Source organism: Prescottella sp. GW823-FHT02E09 (assembly GCF_058797375.1).
On record NZ_JBXAJP010000004.1, the window covers coordinates 583,676 to 601,211 of the forward strand.

Sequence of the window (17,536 nt, forward strand, 5' to 3'; positions counted from 1 at the left end):
AGTATCGAGAACGTGGATGCCGTGCACACCGTGGTCGAATCGCCCGTCGGGCCGCTGACGCTGGTCCGCAACCCCCAGGGCCTGGGCGGGCTCTACATGCACCTGCAGCGGCACCTGCCGGACAGCGAACGGTTCGGCCCGCGCGTCGACGAGGGATTCGACGACGTGATCGCGCAGCTCACCGAGTACTTCGCAGGCGAGCGCACCGAGTTCACGGTGCCGCTGGCGCCGCGGGGCACCGAGTTCCAGCAGCGCGTGTGGGACGCGCTGCGCACCATCCCGTACGGCGAATGCTGGACGTACCTGCAGTTGGCGGACCACCTCGGCAATCGCGCCGCGATCCGCGCGGTGGCGGCCGCGAACGGCCGGAACCCGATCAGCATCATCGTGCCGTGCCACCGCGTGGTCGGCAGCGACGGCTCGCTCACCGGGTACGCCGGCGGGCTCGAGCGCAAGCAGTTCCTGCTGGATCTCGAGAGCCCGGCCTCCGTGGGAATCCAGGATGGACTGTTCTGACGGCGGAAGGACCTCACGTTCCGGTGGCCCGGAGCGTCTACAGGGTGTGGGACTGAAACCGTTCGAGAAGATCGTCACCGAGCACGGACCGGTGGTGCTGCGGGTGTGCCGGGCGTTGCTCGGGCCGCTCGATGCCGAGGACGCCTGGTCGGAGACCTTCCTCGCCGCGCTGCGCGCCTACCCGGACCTCCCGCCGGGCGCCAACGTCGAGGCGTGGCTGGTGACCATCGCGCACCGCAAGGCCGTCGACGTCCATCGCGTCCGGGACCGCACCCCGGTCCCGACCGACGAGGTTCCGGACCGGGCCACCGCGCGCGGGTTGCCCGGCGCGTGGAACCACGAACTGTGGGACGCGCTCGCGGAGCTGCCGTTCACACAGCGGGCCGCGGTGGTCTACCACCACCTCGCCGGCCTGCCGTACGCGGAGGTCGCCGCGATCCTCGGCAACAGCACCGACGCCGCCCGCCGCGCCGCGTCCGACGGCGTCGCCCGCCTGCGACGCACCTATCCGGCCGCCGTCGAATCCGAACCGCTCGCACAGGAAGGAGCCGCACGATGAGCGCCCTGACGTTCCCCGATGCGCACGACGGCGCCGCCGCCGACGCGCTGAGCTCGCTGCACGCCCGCCTGACGGCCGCCGCCGACCGTGACGGCCTGCTCGACATCGCCTACCGCACCGTCGACACCCCCGTCGGACGGCTGATGCTGGCCGCCACCGAGACGGGCCTCGTTCGGGTGGCGTACGCCCGCGAGGACCACGACACGGTGCTCGCGATGCTCGCCGAACAGGTCAGCCCGCGGATCCTCGAGGCGCCCGCCCGCCTGGACGACGCGGCCCGCCAGCTCGACGAGTACTTCGGGCATCGCCGCACCCGCTTCGACGTCCCCCTCGACCTGCGGCTGTCCCGCGGCTTCCGGCGCTCGGTGCTGACCCACCTGCCCGACATCGCGTACGGCCGCACCGCGAGCTACGCACAGATCGCCGAGGCGGCCGGCAGCCCCCGCGCCGTGCGGGCGGTCGGCACCGCGTGCGCCACCAACCCGCTGCCGCTGTTCGTCCCGTGCCACCGGGTGGTCCGCAGCGACGGCAGCATGGGGCAGTACGCGGGCGGCGCCGAGACCAAGCGCGCGCTGCTGACGTTGGAGGCGGCATGAGCGCCGCGACGCTGACCGAGCGCGTCGACGCCGTCGACTGGGCACCGCTGCTCGACGAGCTCGACACGTTCGGCGGCGCCCAGAGTGCCCGTCCACTGCTCACGCGCGACGAGTGCCGGGAACTGGCCGACCTGTACGACGACGTGGGCCGGTTCCGGTCCACCGTCGACATGGCGCGGCACCGCTACGGGGCCGGGCAGTACCGGTACTTCGACTACCCGCTGCCCGCGTCGATCGCCGAGATGCGATCGATGTTCTACGTGAAACTCGTCCCCGTGGCCCGCGAGTGGGCGTGGCGACTGGGCCGGCCGGCGCCGTGGCCGGACACCCTCGACGAGTGGCTGGCGATGTGCCACGCCGCCGGGCAGCGCCGGCCCACCCCGCTGCTGCTGCGCTACGGGACCGGTGACTGGAACGCGCTGCACCGGGACCTGTACGGCGAGTTGGTGTTTCCGCTGCAGGTGGTGGTCGGGCTCGACCGGCCGAGCGTCGATCACGAGGGCGGCGAGTTCCTACTCGTGGAGCAGCGGGCCCGCGCCCAGTCCCGCGGCACCGCCACGGTGCTGCGGCAGGGCCACGCCTTCGTGTTCACCACCAACGACCGGCCGGTGCAGTCGGTGCGCGGCTGGTCCGCGGCGCCGATGCGGCACGGCGTCAGCACGGTGCGCAGCGGCATCCGCCGCACCCTCGGCCTCGTCCTGCACGACGCGGAGTGACCCGACCGTGTTCACGCTGATCGGCAGGGACGGGAAGCCGCACGAGAGCGCCACGCCCGGCACACTCGGCGGGCACCGGCGCGACCGCATCTACGGCACCCTCGACTGCCCCGGTGCAGCCCGCGCCATCGCCCGCGGCGGGTACGTGACGCAGCGGGTGTTCTTCGCGGACGAGGACACCGCGATCGCCGCCGGCTACCGGCCCTGCGCGGTGTGTCTGCGGGACAAGTACAACTCGTGGAAGAAGCTGCGCGAGAAGGAGGGACGGTAGATGTCGGCGCTCATCCCACGGCCCCGCCGCGCCGTCGCGGACGGTGCGGTGCTGCTCCCGGACTGGCTCGACCTCGGCGAGCAGAACCGGCTGGTCGACGCGTGCCGCGAGTGGGCGCGCGGGCCGGTGCCGATGCGGGCCGCCCGGCTGCCGACCGGGCACGCGATGTCGGTGCAGACCGTCTGCCTCGGCTGGCACTGGCAGCCCTACCGGTACAGCCGCGTCGCCGACGACGCCGGCGGCGGGCGGGTGCTGCCGGTTCCGGAGTGGTTGGCGGAGTTGGGGAAACGTGCCGTCGCCGACGCGTACGACGACCCGGCCGCAGGCGCCGCCTACCAGCCGGACGCCGCGCTGATCAACTTCTACGACGACACCGCCCGCATGGGCATGCACCGCGATCAGGAGGAGCGCTCCGACGCGCCGGTCGTGTCGCTGAGCATCGGCGACACCTGCACCTTCCGCTTCGGCAACCCCGAGACCCGCGGCAAGCCGTACGCGGACGTCGAGCTGCAGTCGGGCGATCTGTTCGTCTTCGGTGGCCCGTCCCGCTTCGCGTACCACGGTGTGCCCAAGGTGTTTCCGGGCACCGCCGACCCGGACTGCGGGCTCACGTCGGGGCGGCTCAACATCACGCTGCGCATGACCGGGCTGGAGGACGACCGATGACCGCGGTGACGCTGCGGCTCCCGTTCCTCCCACCCTTCACCACAGCCCCCATGCTCGGCGCGCTGGCCGCGCACGCGGTCGACGGCCTCGAGCAGCACGACCGCGACACCGGGACGCACGCCCGGGTGGTCCCCGCCGCGCACGGGCCGGCGGTGGTGAGCGTCCGATTCGACGGTCCCGACCACGTCACGGCATCGATCCACGCGGTACACTCCGACGACGTTCCGCACGTCGAATCGCTGGTCCGCCGCTGGCTCGATCTCGACGCCGACCCGGCCGTGATCGACGCCGCCCTATCCGGTCACACCCTGCTCGTGCCGCACGTGGCGGCCCGACCCGGACTGCGGGTACTGGGCTCCGTCGACGGCTTCGAGACCGCCGTGCTGACGGTGCTGGGGCAGCAGGTGTCGCTCTCGGCGGCACGCACATTCGGTTCCCGGTTCGTGGCGGCGTTCGGCACCCCGACCGACTTCGACGGGTTCGTCAGTTTCCCGGCACCCGACAAGCTGGCCGAACTCGACCCGCTCGTCATCCAGAAGGTCGTCGGCCTCACCGGCGCGCGCGCCCGCACCGTACAGGCGCTGGCCGCGGCCGCGGCCGATGGGCTCGAGCTTCATCCGGGCGTCGATCCGCACGAGTTCCGTAGCCGCCTACTCGCGCTGCCCGGCATCGGGCCGTGGACGGCGGACTACCTCGCGGTGCGGGTACTGGGCGACCGCGACGCCTACCCGTCCGGCGATCTGGTGCTGCGCCGCGCGCTCGGCGTCAAGACCCCGCGCGAAGCCGCCACGGCATCGGAGCCGTGGCGGCCCTGGCGGGCCTACGCCCTGTTCCACCTGTGGACGAGCCAGGCGTTCCTGTGACCCGACCGGCTATCGCGGAAGTGGGCGCAGTCCCATCGCGGTCCGGGCCGACATGTAGACGTAGTGGCCGCCGCGGACCGTGGCGAGTCGGCCGTTGTCGGACAGGGCTTCCCGGTCATCATTGATCGCCAGGAACGGTGCGTCCCAGGACGACTCGCCCGTCCGCACGTCGAACGCCCGGATTCCCCGGTGGTCGACCGCCAGCGCGAACTGCCCGTCCCGGGCCTGGACGGTGTCGAACCGTTCCTCGTCGCGGCGCCACAGTCGATCGCCGGTGCGCAGGTCGAGTCCCGTCGTCGTCCCCGCCTCGTGGTCGCGCAGGACCGCGACGTCGCCGACGACCGCGACGGCGGTTCCCCGGGTGGTGTTCGTGTTGTACTCGCCGGGTTCACGTGGCGTCGAGATCAGGTCGGGGCTGGTCCACAGCAGGTCACCGGTCCGCCGGTCGTAGGCGCCGTCGCCGAGCAGCAGAGGGATACCGTCGTCGGCGGGTTGATCGAACGAAAGGCTTTGGACCACTTCGCTGTCGACACTGACGAGCGTGCGACCGTCACGATCGACGACGTCCGATCCGGTGACCCGGTAGCCGTCACACTCGGTGCGGACTCGGACGACCACGCCGCCGTCGCTCGCTGCGGCCCGGGAGCAGCCGTCGAGCGTCGTCGTCCAGGTCGGTCGACCACTGTCGAGGTCGAACCCGGCGACGTCCGCGCCGAGGGTGAGCACCCCCTGGCCGTGTGACACGTCCAGCGCGTCGGTCAGGTCGTCCTCCCAGCCGCCCTGGACCGCGAACGGGTGCGACCACTGCGCATCCGGCTCGGCGAGGGTGCCGGCGTGCAGGCGGACGTCGGCGTCCTCGATGTTGCCCTCCGCGACGTACAGGCGATCCTCGGCGGCGGCCAGCGCGAAAACCGTCCACTCCGTGGGTGTTCGGGTGATCTCGCCGGTGCCCAGATCGAAGCCGACGAGTGCAGGCTCCTCGGCCAGCGGCGAGGTGAAGCACACGACGCGGTCGTCGAGCGGGGCCGCCGCGCATCCCCCGAGATCGTCGGCCGGGCTCTGCCAGCGGACCTCGCCGCTGATTGCGTCGATCCCGACCATTCGGGGGCTCTGCAGATTCATCTCGCCGTGCGAGACCCCGATCAGACCGACCAGGACGTCCTCACCCTCGACGAATCCCGGATTGCCCCAGTCGTATTCGCTCCCCGTGCGGGGGTCGCGGAACGCCGCGAAGGCCTGACCGTAGGTCGCGGCCGCATCCACCGACCAGCCCAGTCCCGGTGCCGCGTCGACCGTGCCGGTGATCTTGCGGGTGTCGTCGCCCCCGGCCTGAGTGACGGCCACGACGGCACCGGTGACGGTGACGACGGCTGCGGTCGCGGCCAGCAGCAGGTTGCGGATCTCCCGATTCACCTCGGCACCTCGATCCCGGGGGCGAGCGCGATGGCGTCGAGCTGTTCGAACGACAGCGGCACGGACGGCGAGTCCGCCGCCGAGGTCACCCGAACCAGGGTGCCCGACGGTCGCGTGACCGTGACGGCGCGCTGCGTCGTGTGCTTCGCCTCCGAGTCGGCGCGCATGCCCACCGTCGTGTAATCGTCCTCGCTGTGTTCGACGACCGTTCCGTCGGGAAGCTGCCGTGCTGTGGTGCGGTCACGCATACCGCTCGGTTCGGGTGCAGCTGAGGTCGACGGCGGCTCCTGCCCGCCGGCAATCGCGATGTCAAGAGTCGCCTCCCGCCCGGGCGTCGTGACCCGCACCGACTGGCACACGGCACCGTCGTCCAACCGGGCGGGCCGCAACGCTCCCAGAGGACGATCGAGCGTGATCCCGTCGAGGGGCAGCGCCGCCACCACCGCGCCGAACCGCTCGGCGGTGGCGCGGTCGATCGTCGGGCCCGAGCCCTGCTCGACCGGCGAGTGACAGGACTCGGGCGGCGTGCCGGTGCCGGGTGGGACGGGCGTCGCCACGCGCAGGGCGGGCACGGTGACGATCGAGATCAGCTCGTCGACGGTCAGCGGCACGGTTCCGCTGTTCGTCTCGCCGTCGCGGTACGCGGCATCGGTGGAATAGGCCGAGACGCGAGTGCCGTCCGGCACGTACGCGTGGGCGCTGCGCGACAGGGTGCGCTCCCCGTTGGTCTCGGACCAGGTGTCGAGCACATCGACAACGGTGCCGTCCGCGAGCGTCCTGCGGGCGTCGAGGTATCCGGCGACGCACGCCGGCACCGGATCGCTGCTGTGCTTGACCGAGACAGACAGCGAGCCGCTTGTCCCGTTGCGCAACACCGTTGCGCCGGCGCTCGTGTCGCCACCGAAACCGGACTCGCCGTCCGTGCGCTCGTCGCTCATGATCGGCTGGAAGATCAGCGACCGCTCCGGCGACGCGAACTCCACGTCGACACCGGTCGGCAGCGCCTCCCGGAGCGCCTCCGACATGGCGCCGGCCTTCGGGCCGGAGAACCACGGGTAGTTGGGGTTGTCGTAGCCGTACTCGTCGATGGACGAGTACGTGATCCATTCGCTCTCGCCCGGTGGTTCGACGACATCACAGCCGGGAATCTGCGTCGGATACGTGACCGACGGCGTGACGTACGAGAACTCGGTTTGTTCGGGTTCCGGGGCGGTGGTGGTCGTCGTCGGCACCGCCGTCGTGAGTTCGGGTTCGGGGCTGTGTAGGAATCCCGCGACCACCACGCCGGCGGCCATGACCGACACGACGGACAACCCGAACGTCCACGCCGCCACCGTGCGAGACGTCCCCGCACCGTTGTCGTCGACCAATGTCCCTCCCCGTGACAGACAGCCTCCCCGGGAAGCTGTCTATCACGGATTCGGGATCAATCAGACATTCACGCCTTCGCCTGCGCCGATGACCGCGCCGGATTCGCCTGTCCCGCGGCCTTGGGATCCTTCTCGCCCTGCTTCGCGCGGACGCCGTCCTCGACGCGGTCGCCGAGGGTCTTGTCGACGTTGCGCCAGTAGTCGAACGCCCGCACCAGCACCGGTTCGGTCACCCCGTTGAGGAGATGACCCACGATGTTCGAGACCAACCGGTCACGGGCCGCGTCGTCGAGCACGTCGCGGACCATGGTGCCGGCCTGACCCCAGTCGTCGTCGTCCTTGCGGAGCGTGTACGCCTGGTGCACCATCTCGCCGTCCGTGTACCAGCCGGGCGATTCGCCGGACACCGACACGTCGGCGTGCGGGCCGCCCTTCGAGTTCGGCACATACACCGGATCGCCCGGATTGTGGTGCCGCAGCTGCCCGTCCTTGGTGTACGAGCCCAGCGGTGCCGCGTGCGGCGAATTGACCGGTAGCTCCTTGTAATTGGAGCCGATGCGGTACCGGTGCGCGTCCGGGTACGAGAACCAGCGGCCCAGCAGCATCTTGTCCGGGCTCGGCCCGGTGCCGGGCACCGAACTGCTGGGCTCGAACGCGGCCTGCTCGACCTCGCAGTGATAATCCGCCGGGTTGCGATCGAGCTTCATGGTGCCGACGTCGATCAGCGGATAGTCGCGGTGCGGCCACACCTTCGTGAGATCGAACGGATTGAACCGGTAGGTCTTCGCGTCCTCGTACGGCATGATCTGCATCTTCAGCGTCCACGTGGGGTAGTCGCCGCTGTCGATGTGCTCCCACAGATCGCGCAGGTGGTAGTCGGTGTCGATCGCGGCCATCTGGTCGCCCTCGTCCTGCGTGAAGAACTCGATGCCCTGGTCGGTCTTGAAGTGATACTTCACCCAGAAGCGTTCGCCCTTCGCGTTGACCCACATGTAGGTGTGGCTCGAATACCCGTTCATGTGCCGCCACGAACGGGGGATGCCGCGGTCGCCCATCAGCCACGTCACCTGGTGCGCGGACTCGGGGGACAGAGTCCAGAAGTCCCACTGCATGTCGTGGTCGCGCAGGTTGTTGTCGGCCCGCCGCTTCTGCGACCGGATGAAGTCCTGGAACTTCATCGGATCCCGGACGAAGAACACCGGGGTGTTGTTGCCGACCATGTCGAAATTGCCCTGCTCGGTGTAGAACTTCAGGGCGAACCCGCGCGGGTCCCGCCACGTGTCCGGGCTGCCCCGCTCGCCGGCGACGGTCGAGAAGCGGGCCAGCATCTCGGTCTTCTTGCCGGGCTGGAACAGGTCGGCCTTGGTGTAGGCGCTCACGTCGTTCGTGACTTCGAAGGTGCCGAATGCACCCCCGCCCTTGGCGTGCGGCTGTCGTTCGGGCACCCGCTCGCGGTTGAACTGGGCCATCTTCTCGATCAGGTAGTAGTCCTGGAGCAGGATCGGCCCGTCGGGTCCGACGGTCAGCGAATGCTCGTCGCTGGGTACCGGGATTCCGGAGTCGTCGGTGGTGTAGTTCGGATCTGACATCTCATTCCTTCCCTACGAGTCACGTCACCGTGCGGGTAGAAGAGGCGATGCCCGCGAAAGTATCTGGGCTGCAGGACATCGTCGGTGGAGAGCCCGCCGGGTACGGGGCGCGTACCGAGCGCGCCTTCCATCAATTACCACCCGACCACTTCCGGGCCGATCCGTCAACCGGGGCCGGCTTCAGGCCTTCGCCCGCGACAGGGCGGACGGCCACCAGATCGGCTTGCCGATGTCGTGCGAGAGCGCCGGGACCAGCACGCTGCGGACGATGATCGTGTCCAGCAGGACGCCGAACGCCACCGCGAAGCCCACCTCGGCGAGGAACACCAGCGGCAGCACGCCGAGGACCGCGAACGTGCCGGCCAGCACGATGCCCGCCGACGTGATCACCCCGCCGGTGACCGCGAGCCCGCGCAGTACCCCCGCACGGGTGCCGTGCTCCTGTGTTTCCTCGCGGACACGGGTCATGAGGAAGATGTTGTAGTCGATGCCGAGCGCGACGAGGAATACGAACGCGAACAACGGGAACGACTGGTCTGCTCCCGCGAAATGGAAGACGTGCGTGAAGAAGAATCCGCACACGCCCAGCGTCGCGGCGAAGCTCAGCACGACGGTCGCGATCAGGATCAGCGGTGTCAGCAGTGCCCGCAGCAGCACCGCGAGCACGATGAAGATCACCACGAGCACGATGGGAATGATCAGGTTCCGGTCGTGCACCGACGCGGTCTGCACATCGAGGGTCGCGGCCGAACTGCCGCCGACGAGCGCATCGGCCCCGGGCACCGAGTGCAGGGTGTCGCGCAGGCGCTCGACGGTCCGCAGCGCCTCGGGCGAATCGTACGAATCGGCAAGCGCCACATTGACGACCGTACGTCCGTCGATGGGGGCGACGTTCAGCAGCGACGGCGGGCAACCGGGCGGCAGCTGCTGCGCGGCAGCGCCACCGGAGCCCTGCAACAGCGCCTTGACCTTCTCGACGTCGACCTGCACGCACACCGATCCCGGCCCCTGCCGCACGCCCTCCACGCCGCTCGCGGCCGCGATCAAAGCGTCGGCGGCCGACGCGTTCGTCGTGACCACCGCGGGGGCACCGGCACCCTGATCGAAGTTCGCGTCGTACAGCGCCTGGCCGCGCACCGCATCCGGCTCGTTGGTGAAGTTCTCCGACGCGGTGAGGCCGTCGGTCTGCAGGCTGCCGATGCCCACCGCGCACAGCGCCGCCAGGAGCACCGTCGCGCCGATCCACGCGGGACGGTCGCGGCGACCGACGAACTCCGCGATCCGGCCCCACATCCCGTGGGTGGCAAGGTCGGTGGCGCCGTCGACCCTCGGCTTCCGCGGCCAGAACACCCACCGCCCCACCGCGGACAGGGCCACCGGCAGGAACGTCATCATCACCAGGTACGTGCACGCGATGCCGATCGCGGCGACCGGACCCAGGCTCTTGTTCGAGTTCAGCTGCGAGAAGCCCAGGCACAGCAGTCCGAGGATGACGGTGATCGCGGACGCCGTGATCGCCGGCGCGGACTCCCTCCACGCCTTGATCATCGCGTCGAAGCGGTTGTCGTGGAAGTGCAGTTCCTCCCGATATCGGGAGATCAGCAGCAGCGCGTAGTCGGTGCCCGCGCCGATCACGAGGACGAACAGGATGCCCTGACTCTGACCCGTGAGGGTGAGGATCTCGTGGTCGGCGAGCAGATAGATCACCATCGACGACAGCCCGAGCGCCAGCAGCGCCGAGAACAGCGGGAAGAACCACAAGATCGGCGAGCGGTACACCACCAGCAGGATCAGGATCACCACCAGCAGCGCGACGCCCAGCAACGTGCTGTCGAGGCCCTCGAACGCGTCGATGAACGCCACCAGCAGACCACCCGGCCCGGCAGGCAGCACCTCGAGATCCGACGGCACGGCGTTCTGCGCGGCGTCGATGACGTCCTGTTCGGCCGCGGCCAGATCGTTGCCCTGAACGGTCGTACCGTCCTGTTTCGCGATGAGCGGCACGAACACCGACGCGGTGGTGCCGTCGATGGAGATCTGGGTGGGGGTGACGCCGTCCGCATCGACACCCTCGACCGACGCCATCGACACCCGCGCCCGGTCGATCGCGGCCTTGTCCGCGTCCGTCAGACCGCCGTCGCGGTGGAACACCACCGCCCCTGGAATGGTCTCCACCTTCAGGAACTTCGCGGTCTCGTTCGCGACCACCGTCGACTCCGCCGAACCGGGCAGATACGACGCGTTGTCGTTCTTCTGCACCTCGGCGAGCTTGCCCTGGAACGATCCGCCCAGACCGCCCAGCAGGAACGCGACGATGGCGATCGCGACGACGGTGAACACCGGCCACCCCCGCCTGGGCCGGGTGTCGTCACCCGCCGGCGGTCCGCTCATGGACTCCACTCGGGTCATTGGTGCTCCTCGTACGCGGTCGCGGCCGGATACCAATGCAGACCAGTACAGCACGCGACCGCGCGGCCGGGGAGACGATCCGGCGGGCGGACCCGCGCTAGACCACCATGTGGCAGTAGATGCTGTCGCCGCGGGCGACCGCCCCGGCGGCCAGGTCGGCCAGCGCGGCGAGGAACGGCGCGGACGCCTCGGAGGGTTCGAGGGCCTCGTCGAAGACCCACACGCGGGCGGCCGCGATCACGGCGTCGGTGTCCAGACCGGCGAGCGCATCACGCAGTTCGTCGGCGACGGTCAAGACGAAGGCGTCCTCGTCGGCGGCGACCAGGGCCCCGCGCCGGCGCCCCGCCTTGACCTGCTCGTAGGTCCGACCGGTGAGCGCCGCCTCGAGCCGGCTGAGTGCGATGCTCGGCTCGATCCCCTTGGCCTGCAGGATCGGAGTGCCGCCGGACGCCGACTGGACGCGCGGGCGGGACGCCTCCTCCGGGTCGGTGCGGTACAGCGCCCGGGCGGCCTCGACGACCTCCGGGTCGAGATCGAGCAGGCCCTCGAGAGCGGTGGCGGCGACCTCGTCCGACGTGGCCGTGAAGTAGTCGGTGATGGCAGACATGACCGCATACTCGCACAGGGGACCGACTTCGCGAACCGGACGAAGATCGCGGTGGGGTTCGAATGGCGTGGCGGGGGATCTCGAGGCCGACGCGGGAACGGTCCGCGCGCGACGGCGTTAGTCTCGAGGTGTGGGCGTAGGCATGAACCTCGTTCTGGTCGTGGTGTTCATCCTGATCGGCGGGGTCTTCGCGGCCACAGAGATCGCGCTCGTGTCGCTGCGGGAGGGCCAACTCCGCGCCCTCGAACTGCGCGGACGCCGCGGCGAGCGGGCCGTCGGCCTGGCCCGGAATCCCAATCGGTTCCTGTCCGCGGTGCAGATCGGCGTGACGGTCGCGGGATTCTTCTCCGCGGCGTACGGCGCCTCCACCCTGGCGCCCAGTTTCTCTCCGGCGCTGCAGAACTGGGGACTGTCGACCGCGGAGGCGGATGCGGTGGCGCTGATCGTGACCACGCTCGCGATCGCCTACCTCTCGCTTGTCCTCGGTGAACTGGTGCCCAAGCGGATTGCCCTCCAGAACGCCACCGGGGTGGCGCTGGTGACCGCGCCGCCCCTGGAACGGTTCGCCGTGCTGGTCCGTCCGGTGATCTGGCTGCTGTCGATCTCCACCGACGCGCTGGTGCGGGTCCTCGGCGGTGACCCGTCGCGCAAGGGCGAGGAGATCACGCACGAGGAACTGCGCGATCTGGTGACGGGGCACAGCGCCGTGGCCGAGGAGGAACGCCGGGTGCTGACGGAGGTGTTCGACGCCGCGCGACGCTCGCTCGTGGAGGTGATGCGACCGCGCCCCGAGGTGGACTTCCTGCGCGCCGACACCCCGGTCCGCCGGGCCCGCGGCGACGCCCTCGCGCGCGGGCACAGCCGCTACCCGGTCCTCGCGGAAACCCTCGACGACGTCGCCGGATTCGTGCACCTGCGGGATCTGCTGCTCGCGCACCCCGAGGACACTCCGACCGTCGGAGACCTCGTGCGCCCACTGCTCCGCCTGCCCGGATCCAAGCCCGCCCTCGCAGCCCTGTCGGTGATGCGGCAGGACAACTCGCAGATCGCCCTGGTGGTCGACGAGTACGGCGGCACGGCCGGAATCGTGACGCTCGAGGACATCGTCGAGGAGGTGGTCGGCGAGATCGGGGACGAATTCGACCCCCACCCGCCGGACACCGGCAGTGCGACGGGCGAATCACGGCTCGTGGACGGCCGGCTGCTCGTCGAGGACTTCGAAACCGACACGGGAACAGCGCTTCCCGTCGGACCGTACGAGACGGTGGCCGGCTTCGTGCTGTGTGCGTTGCAGCGTCTGCCGCGGGTGGGTGACCGTGTCGAGGTCGGCGGGTGGCGGCTCGCCGTCGAGGCGCTCGACGGCCATCGGATCGCGACCCTGCGCCTGACAGCGCGACGGGACGGTCCGCAGGAGCGGTCGCGGTGACCGGTGAGTCCGTCGGCATCGGCGCGGCAGAGTCCACGCTGAAGCGGTCCTGTGACGCGTCGACCGGAATAGAATCGACGCAACGGTCGGGGCGTCGAGACGGTGAATCCGGGGGATCCGATGGGTGACGAGCGAACGATTCCGGACGAACAGTCGGAGCTGAAGGGAAGCGTCGACGAACTCACGTCTTCCCTCCAGGAACTGTCGGGGATGCTCGACGATGTCGACGAGCTGGAGCACGTCCTGCAGTGTCTCGTCGAGAGCGCGGTCCGCATCGTCCCGGACGCCGACATGGGCGGTGTCACGATCCTCCGTGACGGGAAGGCTGAGACAGCGGCGGCCACGGATCATCGGGTACGCGAAATCGACAGCACGCAATACGATCTCGACGACGGCCCGTGCCTGCTTTCCGCGCGCGAACAGGTCACCCAGAACGTCGGCCGCGAGGAGATTCGGCGGCGCTGGCCCGAACTCGGCGACGTCGCTGACCGCCACGGAATCGGCAGCTTCATCGCCTCCCCTTTGACGCTCGACGACCGGGTCAGCGGGTCGTTCAACCTGTACAGCTCGGACGACGACGGCTTCCGCACGCTGGACGAGTCGCTGCTCGAGGCCTTCACGACGGCGGCGATGGTCGCCCTGCGTCAAACGCAGCGCTACGACGGGGCGCGGCGGTCCGTCCGAGCGTTGGAGTCCGCGCTGAAGTCGAGAGCGTCGATCGATCACGCCATCGGTGTGCTGATGGCGTTGCACGGCGTCGATCCGGACGCCGCCTTCGCGCTGATGGTCAAGACCTCCCAACAGAGCAACACCAAGCTCCGCGACGTTGCCCAGCAGCTGCTCGACAAGATCGACCGGACCTGACCGGCGGTCCTCAGATCAACAGACCCGCCACCACCACGCTGATCAGAATGAGCGTCGCGGCGAGGACCGCGAGGAAGAGGGTTCCGCCCAGGAGCAGAGTGGCGGCCGTGGCCGATGCGGCGGAGAGGGCCGCAATGCGCATCGTGCAGCAACGCTGACGCGCGGGCTGGGTTTGCTCGTCGCCCGCCTCGACAACCCGGGCGTTCGGTCGGGACATGGTCGTCATTCGCCGACCTCCTGTCCGAGGCGGCGCCATTCGCGAGGCAGAGGCACCTCGGATCGTCCGCTGGCTCGGCTGGCGGTCACGAGACGGTGTGCGGTGGCGACGAGTCCGACGTGATTGCGGTTGGCGACGTCGATCAATTCGTCGAATGCCGATTCGGCGCTGCAGCCGCGCGCGGAAGCCAGAACGGTGGTAGCCGCGGTGAGAATTTCGCGGTCGGAACGACGGGACGGAGAACGATGAGTCATGGGTGCCCTCACGAAAGTAACTACAACGGAGGGGAGGCATGAAGCAGGCGGCAGTCCGACGGCGACACGCTTCCCCGCGCCGGCTGTCTGCCCAACCTTGCTGCTCAACGGTAACGGCCGAACGGCATCGCCTGCAATGAGCCGCCACCGAATCGTTATCCGACGTTCGAAGTACCCCGCGGTTCCGTTTCCGGCCGCTGGAAGCCGCTTCGAGGGTCTGCTGTACTGGCCACGGGGCTCGGCGTGCGCGGGGCTGTCGATCGTGTGGTGCGGTCTCGCCGGCGTCCTGGCGGCGCGGCATGTGTGTCTGGTCGGCGAGATGACCGGGCACGAGATGCCGATGCTCGAGGTGTCGGCGGTGTCCGTGAGGGGTGACCCCTCGTCCCGACCGCTGAACTACGGTCTCACCGATCGCTCCGCGGTGATTGCGCGGAGTACCCTTCGGTTCGCTCTCCGGGCGACTCCAGGCGGCCGCCCCCTTCGGGCCGAGGACGTTCGGCGGGAGGGATTTCGGTGACACTCCACCCCGTGAAGAATCGACGGGCATTCACGAGGTAGTTCCGCAGATGCCGGAAGATCGCTGTTACCTCCCAAAACTGCAAATTCATACCCAAGGGTCCCATATGCCCGAAAGGGTAGACATTCTCGCGAACTGGATAGGGACACTCCCGGGCCCTAAGCTCGGAGCAATGCTCGTATGGATCAACGGCGCATTCGGTGCGGGAAAGACTCAGACGGCGTTCGAGTTGAATCGGCGCGCCCCTCACTCGCACATTGCCGATCCCGAACTCATCGGGTTCGCAGTACACAAGATGCTCCCTGCCGCGGCGCGCCACGACTTTCAGGATCGCCCCCAGTGGCGGTCAGCGGTAGTCGCAACGCTCGCCCAGGCCGTGGCAGCCCACGACGGACCGGTCATCGTTCCGATGACTCTGGTCGACCCCGACTATTTCGACGAGATCATGGCCGGCTTGTCCACCGAAGGCGTCGATGTCAGGCACTTTTCCCTTGTCGCGTCACCGGACACCCTCCGACGTCGACTGCGCACCCGCACCGGTTACTGGCTGGGCCGCGTTGCCGGCAGAGACGAAACCTGGGCGATGCAACAGATCAGCCGTTGTACAACCGCGCTCGCGACAGAACGATTCACCGAACATGTCGAGACGGACCATCGCACCGTCGACGACGTTGTCGAACATATTGCGGCGCGCACGGACCTACACCTCACGCAGGGGCGTCTGACCCCTGCCCACTATCAGCTTCGGCGAGCCGCAGTCGGCATCCGCAACATCAGGATCTGAGTACCGTATTCGGTCGACTGCGTTGTGTTCAGCTAGGCGTATGGGGGTGGGCTACACGGAGTGATCGGCACGAGTTGGCAATGCGTGAACAGCATCGAGGTCTCGGAAGGCCGCAGCGGCAACCGTTGTCAGACACCTGGCTCCGAACAGGGCCTCGAGATCTCCGAACAGGGCTGGAGTCTTGTGGACCCGGAACTTTGGGTCGGTTGCCCACCGTGTCGTCGTTCTGCCAGTCAGCAGGATGTGAACGTCGGTGTCCCCAGGATGACGATGCAGGACGTCACGAAGGGCTTCGATATTGGGTCGTGTGCACGCGTGCACCGGGATGGTGAGGGTCATCGGGGCCGAGGATGGTCCACCAATTTCCAGGTTGGGCGTGGAGACGTCGACTGCGACTACCGACGTCCTGCCCTCGCGGATGTTGACGTTCGCGGTAACGAGCAAGACGGAGTCCTCGGTGAGAGCGTGATGGAAGCTGGCGTAGGTCGAGGAGAAGACGAGAACCTCAGTGGCAGAGTTGAGGTCGGCGAGCTCGACGATGGCCCACGGCTCGCCCTTCTTGTTCACGCGGCGGTCGACCGATGCGACGAGTCCGCCGATCACGATCTTTTGACCGTGGCGGGCCATGCCGGCATGCACGGCTGCGATCGAGGTGTCGGTGAGTGATGCGAGTGCTGCGGCGATTTCGTCGAGGGGGTGCCCGGAGACGTAGAGGCCCAGCATCTCCCGCTCGAGCGCCAGCCGGTGCTTGGTGTCCCACTCCTCGTCGGGAATCTTCACGTTGAAGACCGACGTCACCGACTCGTCCGCGTCGTCACCGCCGAAGAGGTCGAACTGGCCCATCGCCTCGGCCTTCTTGGTGCCCATCACCGCGTCGATCGCGTCGGCGTGAACCAGCATCAAGCCCTTGCGGGGATGGCCGAGTGAGTCGAATCCGCCTGCCTTGATGAGCGATTCGGTGACCTTCTTGGAGCAGGCCAGCGCGTCGATCTTCCCGAGGTAGTCGGAGAAGTCGGTGAACTTCCCCTTCTCCTCCCGCGCGGCGATGATCGACGCCACGACGTTGGTGCCGACGTTGCGGACGGCACCGAGGCCGAAGCGGATGTCGTCGCCGACCGAAGCGAAGTCGACGCGCGAGGCGTTGACGTCGGGCGGCAGCACGGTGATGTCTCTTTTACGGCAGTCCGCCAGGTAGATGGCAATCTTGTCCTTGTCGTCGCCGACGGAGGTGAGCAGACCGGCCATGTACTCGGCCGGGTAGTTGGCCTTGAGGTAGGCGGTCCAGTACATGACCAGGCTGTAGCCGGCGGCGTGCGACTTGTTGTAGGCGTAGCCGGCGAACGGCAGCACGGCCTCCCACAGGGCGGTGACTGCTTCGCCGCTGTACCCGTTGCTGCGCATCCCGTTGCGGAAGTTCTCGAATTCGGCGGCGAGTACTTCTGGTTTCTTCTTACCCATCGCGCGGCGAAGGAGATCCGCCTGTCCGAGGGTGTAACCGGCCACCTTCTGTGCGATCTGCATGATCTGCTCCTGGTAGACGATCAGTGCGTACGTCTCACCCAAGATGTCGCGGAGCGGTTCGTCGAGTTCCGGATGGATGGGTGTCACGGTCTCACGACCGTTCTTGCGGTCCGCGTATGCCCAGTGCGCACCGACTCCCATCGGACCGGGTCGATAGAGGGCGTTCGATGCGATGAGGTCGTTGAACTCGGTCGGCGCCATGCGGAGCAGAAGTTCACGCATGCCCGCCGAATCGAGCTGGAAGACACCAAGATTGTCACCGCGGGCGAGCATCGCATAGGTAGGTTCGTCATCCAGCGCGAGCGTGTCGAGGTCGATGTCGATGCCGCGGTTGGCCTTGATGTTCTCGATCGCGTCACCGATGACGGTGAGGTTGCG

Annotated in this window: 17 protein-coding genes; 10 read left to right on the plus strand and 7 right to left on the minus strand. The window is 68.8% G+C overall.

Annotated elements, in window-relative coordinates; all coding sequences use genetic code 11:
* The first annotated feature begins 12 nt into the window (after window positions 1–12).
* The 7 genes from AC1RIF_RS13435 to AC1RIF_RS13465 are packed head-to-tail and all read left to right on the plus strand — an operon-like array spanning window position 13 to window position 4,187.
* Window positions 13–516, plus strand: a complete 504-nt coding sequence (locus AC1RIF_RS13435) for a methylated-DNA--[protein]-cysteine S-methyltransferase (RefSeq protein ID WP_492601893.1) — start codon at window positions 13–15, stop codon at window positions 514–516.
* The gene (locus AC1RIF_RS13440; protein ID WP_492601846.1) at window positions 503–1,075 is read left to right on the plus strand and encodes an RNA polymerase sigma factor; all 573 of its coding nucleotides are present in this window, start codon (window positions 503–505) and stop codon (window positions 1,073–1,075) included. Before AC1RIF_RS13435 ends, AC1RIF_RS13440 begins: the two co-directional genes overlap by 14 nt.
* Window positions 1,072–1,671 carry a methylated-DNA--[protein]-cysteine S-methyltransferase gene (locus AC1RIF_RS13445; protein WP_492601847.1) on the plus strand — a complete coding sequence of 200 codons (600 nt, stop codon included), beginning with the start codon at window positions 1,072–1,074 and terminating at the stop codon, window positions 1,669–1,671. The genes AC1RIF_RS13440 and AC1RIF_RS13445 overlap by 4 nt, the downstream gene beginning before the upstream one ends.
* Complete coding sequence (locus AC1RIF_RS13450) at window positions 1,668–2,387, plus strand: 2OG-Fe(II) oxygenase (protein WP_492601848.1); 720 nt, start codon at window positions 1,668–1,670, stop codon at window positions 2,385–2,387. The genes AC1RIF_RS13445 and AC1RIF_RS13450 overlap by 4 nt, the downstream gene beginning before the upstream one ends.
* A 7-nt stretch (window positions 2,388–2,394) precedes the next feature.
* On the plus strand, window positions 2,395–2,658 hold the full coding sequence (locus AC1RIF_RS13455) for a metal-binding protein (protein ID WP_492601849.1): 264 nt from the start codon (window positions 2,395–2,397) through the stop codon (window positions 2,656–2,658).
* Window positions 2,659–3,324 carry an alpha-ketoglutarate-dependent dioxygenase AlkB family protein gene (locus tag AC1RIF_RS13460; protein WP_492601850.1) on the plus strand — a complete coding sequence of 222 codons (666 nt, stop codon included), beginning with the start codon at window positions 2,659–2,661 and terminating at the stop codon, window positions 3,322–3,324.
* On the plus strand, window positions 3,321–4,187 hold the full coding sequence (locus tag AC1RIF_RS13465; RefSeq protein ID WP_492601851.1) for a DNA-3-methyladenine glycosylase family protein: 867 nt from the start codon (window positions 3,321–3,323) through the stop codon (window positions 4,185–4,187). The genes AC1RIF_RS13460 and AC1RIF_RS13465 overlap by 4 nt, the downstream gene beginning before the upstream one ends.
* Before the next feature lie 9 nt (window positions 4,188–4,196).
* Here AC1RIF_RS13465 and AC1RIF_RS13470 read toward each other — a convergent pair whose 3' ends face one another.
* From AC1RIF_RS13470 to AC1RIF_RS13490, 5 genes are all read right to left on the minus strand, one after another.
* Complete coding sequence (locus AC1RIF_RS13470; RefSeq protein ID WP_492601852.1) at window positions 4,197–5,600, minus strand: outer membrane protein assembly factor BamB family protein; 1,404 nt, start codon at window positions 5,598–5,600, stop codon at window positions 4,197–4,199.
* Window positions 5,597–6,970 (minus strand): hypothetical protein, encoded by a 1,374-nt coding sequence (locus tag AC1RIF_RS13475; protein ID WP_492601853.1) that lies wholly within the window; start codon window positions 6,968–6,970, stop codon window positions 5,597–5,599. The genes AC1RIF_RS13470 and AC1RIF_RS13475 overlap by 4 nt, the downstream gene beginning before the upstream one ends.
* A 68-nt stretch (window positions 6,971–7,038) precedes the next feature.
* Window positions 7,039–8,559 (minus strand): catalase, encoded by a 1,521-nt coding sequence (locus tag AC1RIF_RS13480; protein ID WP_492601854.1) that lies wholly within the window; start codon window positions 8,557–8,559, stop codon window positions 7,039–7,041.
* Window positions 8,560–8,739: 180 nt separating this feature from the next.
* Window positions 8,740–10,968 carry an MMPL family transporter gene (locus tag AC1RIF_RS13485; RefSeq protein ID WP_492601855.1) on the minus strand — a complete coding sequence of 743 codons (2,229 nt, stop codon included), beginning with the start codon at window positions 10,966–10,968 and terminating at the stop codon, window positions 8,740–8,742.
* 97 nt (window positions 10,969–11,065) lie between these two features.
* Complete coding sequence (locus AC1RIF_RS13490) at window positions 11,066–11,575, minus strand: hypothetical protein (protein ID WP_492601856.1); 510 nt, start codon at window positions 11,573–11,575, stop codon at window positions 11,066–11,068.
* 142 nt (window positions 11,576–11,717) lie between these two features.
* Here AC1RIF_RS13490 and AC1RIF_RS13495 point away from each other — a divergent pair, with 142 nt between their 5' ends.
* Complete coding sequence (locus AC1RIF_RS13495; RefSeq protein WP_492601857.1) at window positions 11,718–13,001, plus strand: hemolysin family protein; 1,284 nt, start codon at window positions 11,718–11,720, stop codon at window positions 12,999–13,001.
* A 120-nt stretch (window positions 13,002–13,121) separates the two neighbouring features.
* Entirely contained in the window at window positions 13,122–13,865 is a 744-nt protein-coding gene (locus AC1RIF_RS13500; protein ID WP_492601858.1) for an ANTAR domain-containing protein, read from the plus strand.
* A 10-nt stretch (window positions 13,866–13,875) separates the two neighbouring features.
* Here the strand turns inward: AC1RIF_RS13500 and AC1RIF_RS13505 are convergent, their stop codons facing one another.
* Complete coding sequence (locus tag AC1RIF_RS13505) at window positions 13,876–14,091, minus strand: hypothetical protein (protein ID WP_492601859.1); 216 nt, start codon at window positions 14,089–14,091, stop codon at window positions 13,876–13,878.
* Window positions 14,092–15,025: 934 nt separating this feature from the next.
* On the opposite strand from AC1RIF_RS13505, the gene AC1RIF_RS13510 reads away from it, so the two are divergent.
* Window positions 15,026–15,637, plus strand: a complete 612-nt coding sequence (locus tag AC1RIF_RS13510; RefSeq protein ID WP_492601860.1) for an AAA family ATPase — start codon at window positions 15,026–15,028, stop codon at window positions 15,635–15,637.
* Between the two features lie 51 nt (window positions 15,638–15,688).
* On the opposite strand, the gene dnaE is transcribed toward AC1RIF_RS13510, so the two are convergent.
* Window positions 15,689–17,536, minus strand: a 1,848-nt coding sequence (gene dnaE / locus AC1RIF_RS13515; RefSeq protein WP_492601861.1) for a DNA polymerase III subunit alpha, incomplete at its 5' end; no start/stop codon positions are given.

Bases quoted from the DNA above. Each gene is read 5' to 3' on its own strand.
- AC1RIF_RS13465 (WP_492601851.1), top strand. From the start codon at position 3,321: ATGACCGCGGTGACGCTGCGGCTCCCGTTCCTCCCACCCTTCACCACA.
- AC1RIF_RS13440 (WP_492601846.1), top strand. From the start codon at position 503: ATGGACTGTTCTGACGGCGGAAGGACCTCACGTTCCGGTGGCCCGGAG.
- AC1RIF_RS13460 (WP_492601850.1), top strand. From the start codon at position 2,659: ATGTCGGCGCTCATCCCACGGCCCCGCCGCGCCGTCGCGGACGGTGCG.
- AC1RIF_RS13450 (WP_492601848.1), top strand. From the start codon at position 1,668: ATGAGCGCCGCGACGCTGACCGAGCGCGTCGACGCCGTCGACTGGGCA.
- AC1RIF_RS13510 (WP_492601860.1), top strand. From the start codon at position 15,026: ATGCTCGTATGGATCAACGGCGCATTCGGTGCGGGAAAGACTCAGACG.
- AC1RIF_RS13490 (WP_492601856.1), bottom strand. From the start codon at position 11,575: ATGTCTGCCATCACCGACTACTTCACGGCCACGTCGGACGAGGTCGCC.
- AC1RIF_RS13485 (WP_492601855.1), bottom strand. From the start codon at position 10,968: ATGACCCGAGTGGAGTCCATGAGCGGACCGCCGGCGGGTGACGACACC.
- AC1RIF_RS13500 (WP_492601858.1), top strand. From the start codon at position 13,122: ATGGGTGACGAGCGAACGATTCCGGACGAACAGTCGGAGCTGAAGGGA.
- AC1RIF_RS13445 (WP_492601847.1), top strand. From the start codon at position 1,072: ATGAGCGCCCTGACGTTCCCCGATGCGCACGACGGCGCCGCCGCCGAC.
- AC1RIF_RS13505 (WP_492601859.1), bottom strand. From the start codon at position 14,091: ATGACGACCATGTCCCGACCGAACGCCCGGGTTGTCGAGGCGGGCGAC.
- AC1RIF_RS13480 (WP_492601854.1), bottom strand. From the start codon at position 8,559: ATGTCAGATCCGAACTACACCACCGACGACTCCGGAATCCCGGTACCC.
- AC1RIF_RS13495 (WP_492601857.1), top strand. From the start codon at position 11,718: ATGAACCTCGTTCTGGTCGTGGTGTTCATCCTGATCGGCGGGGTCTTC.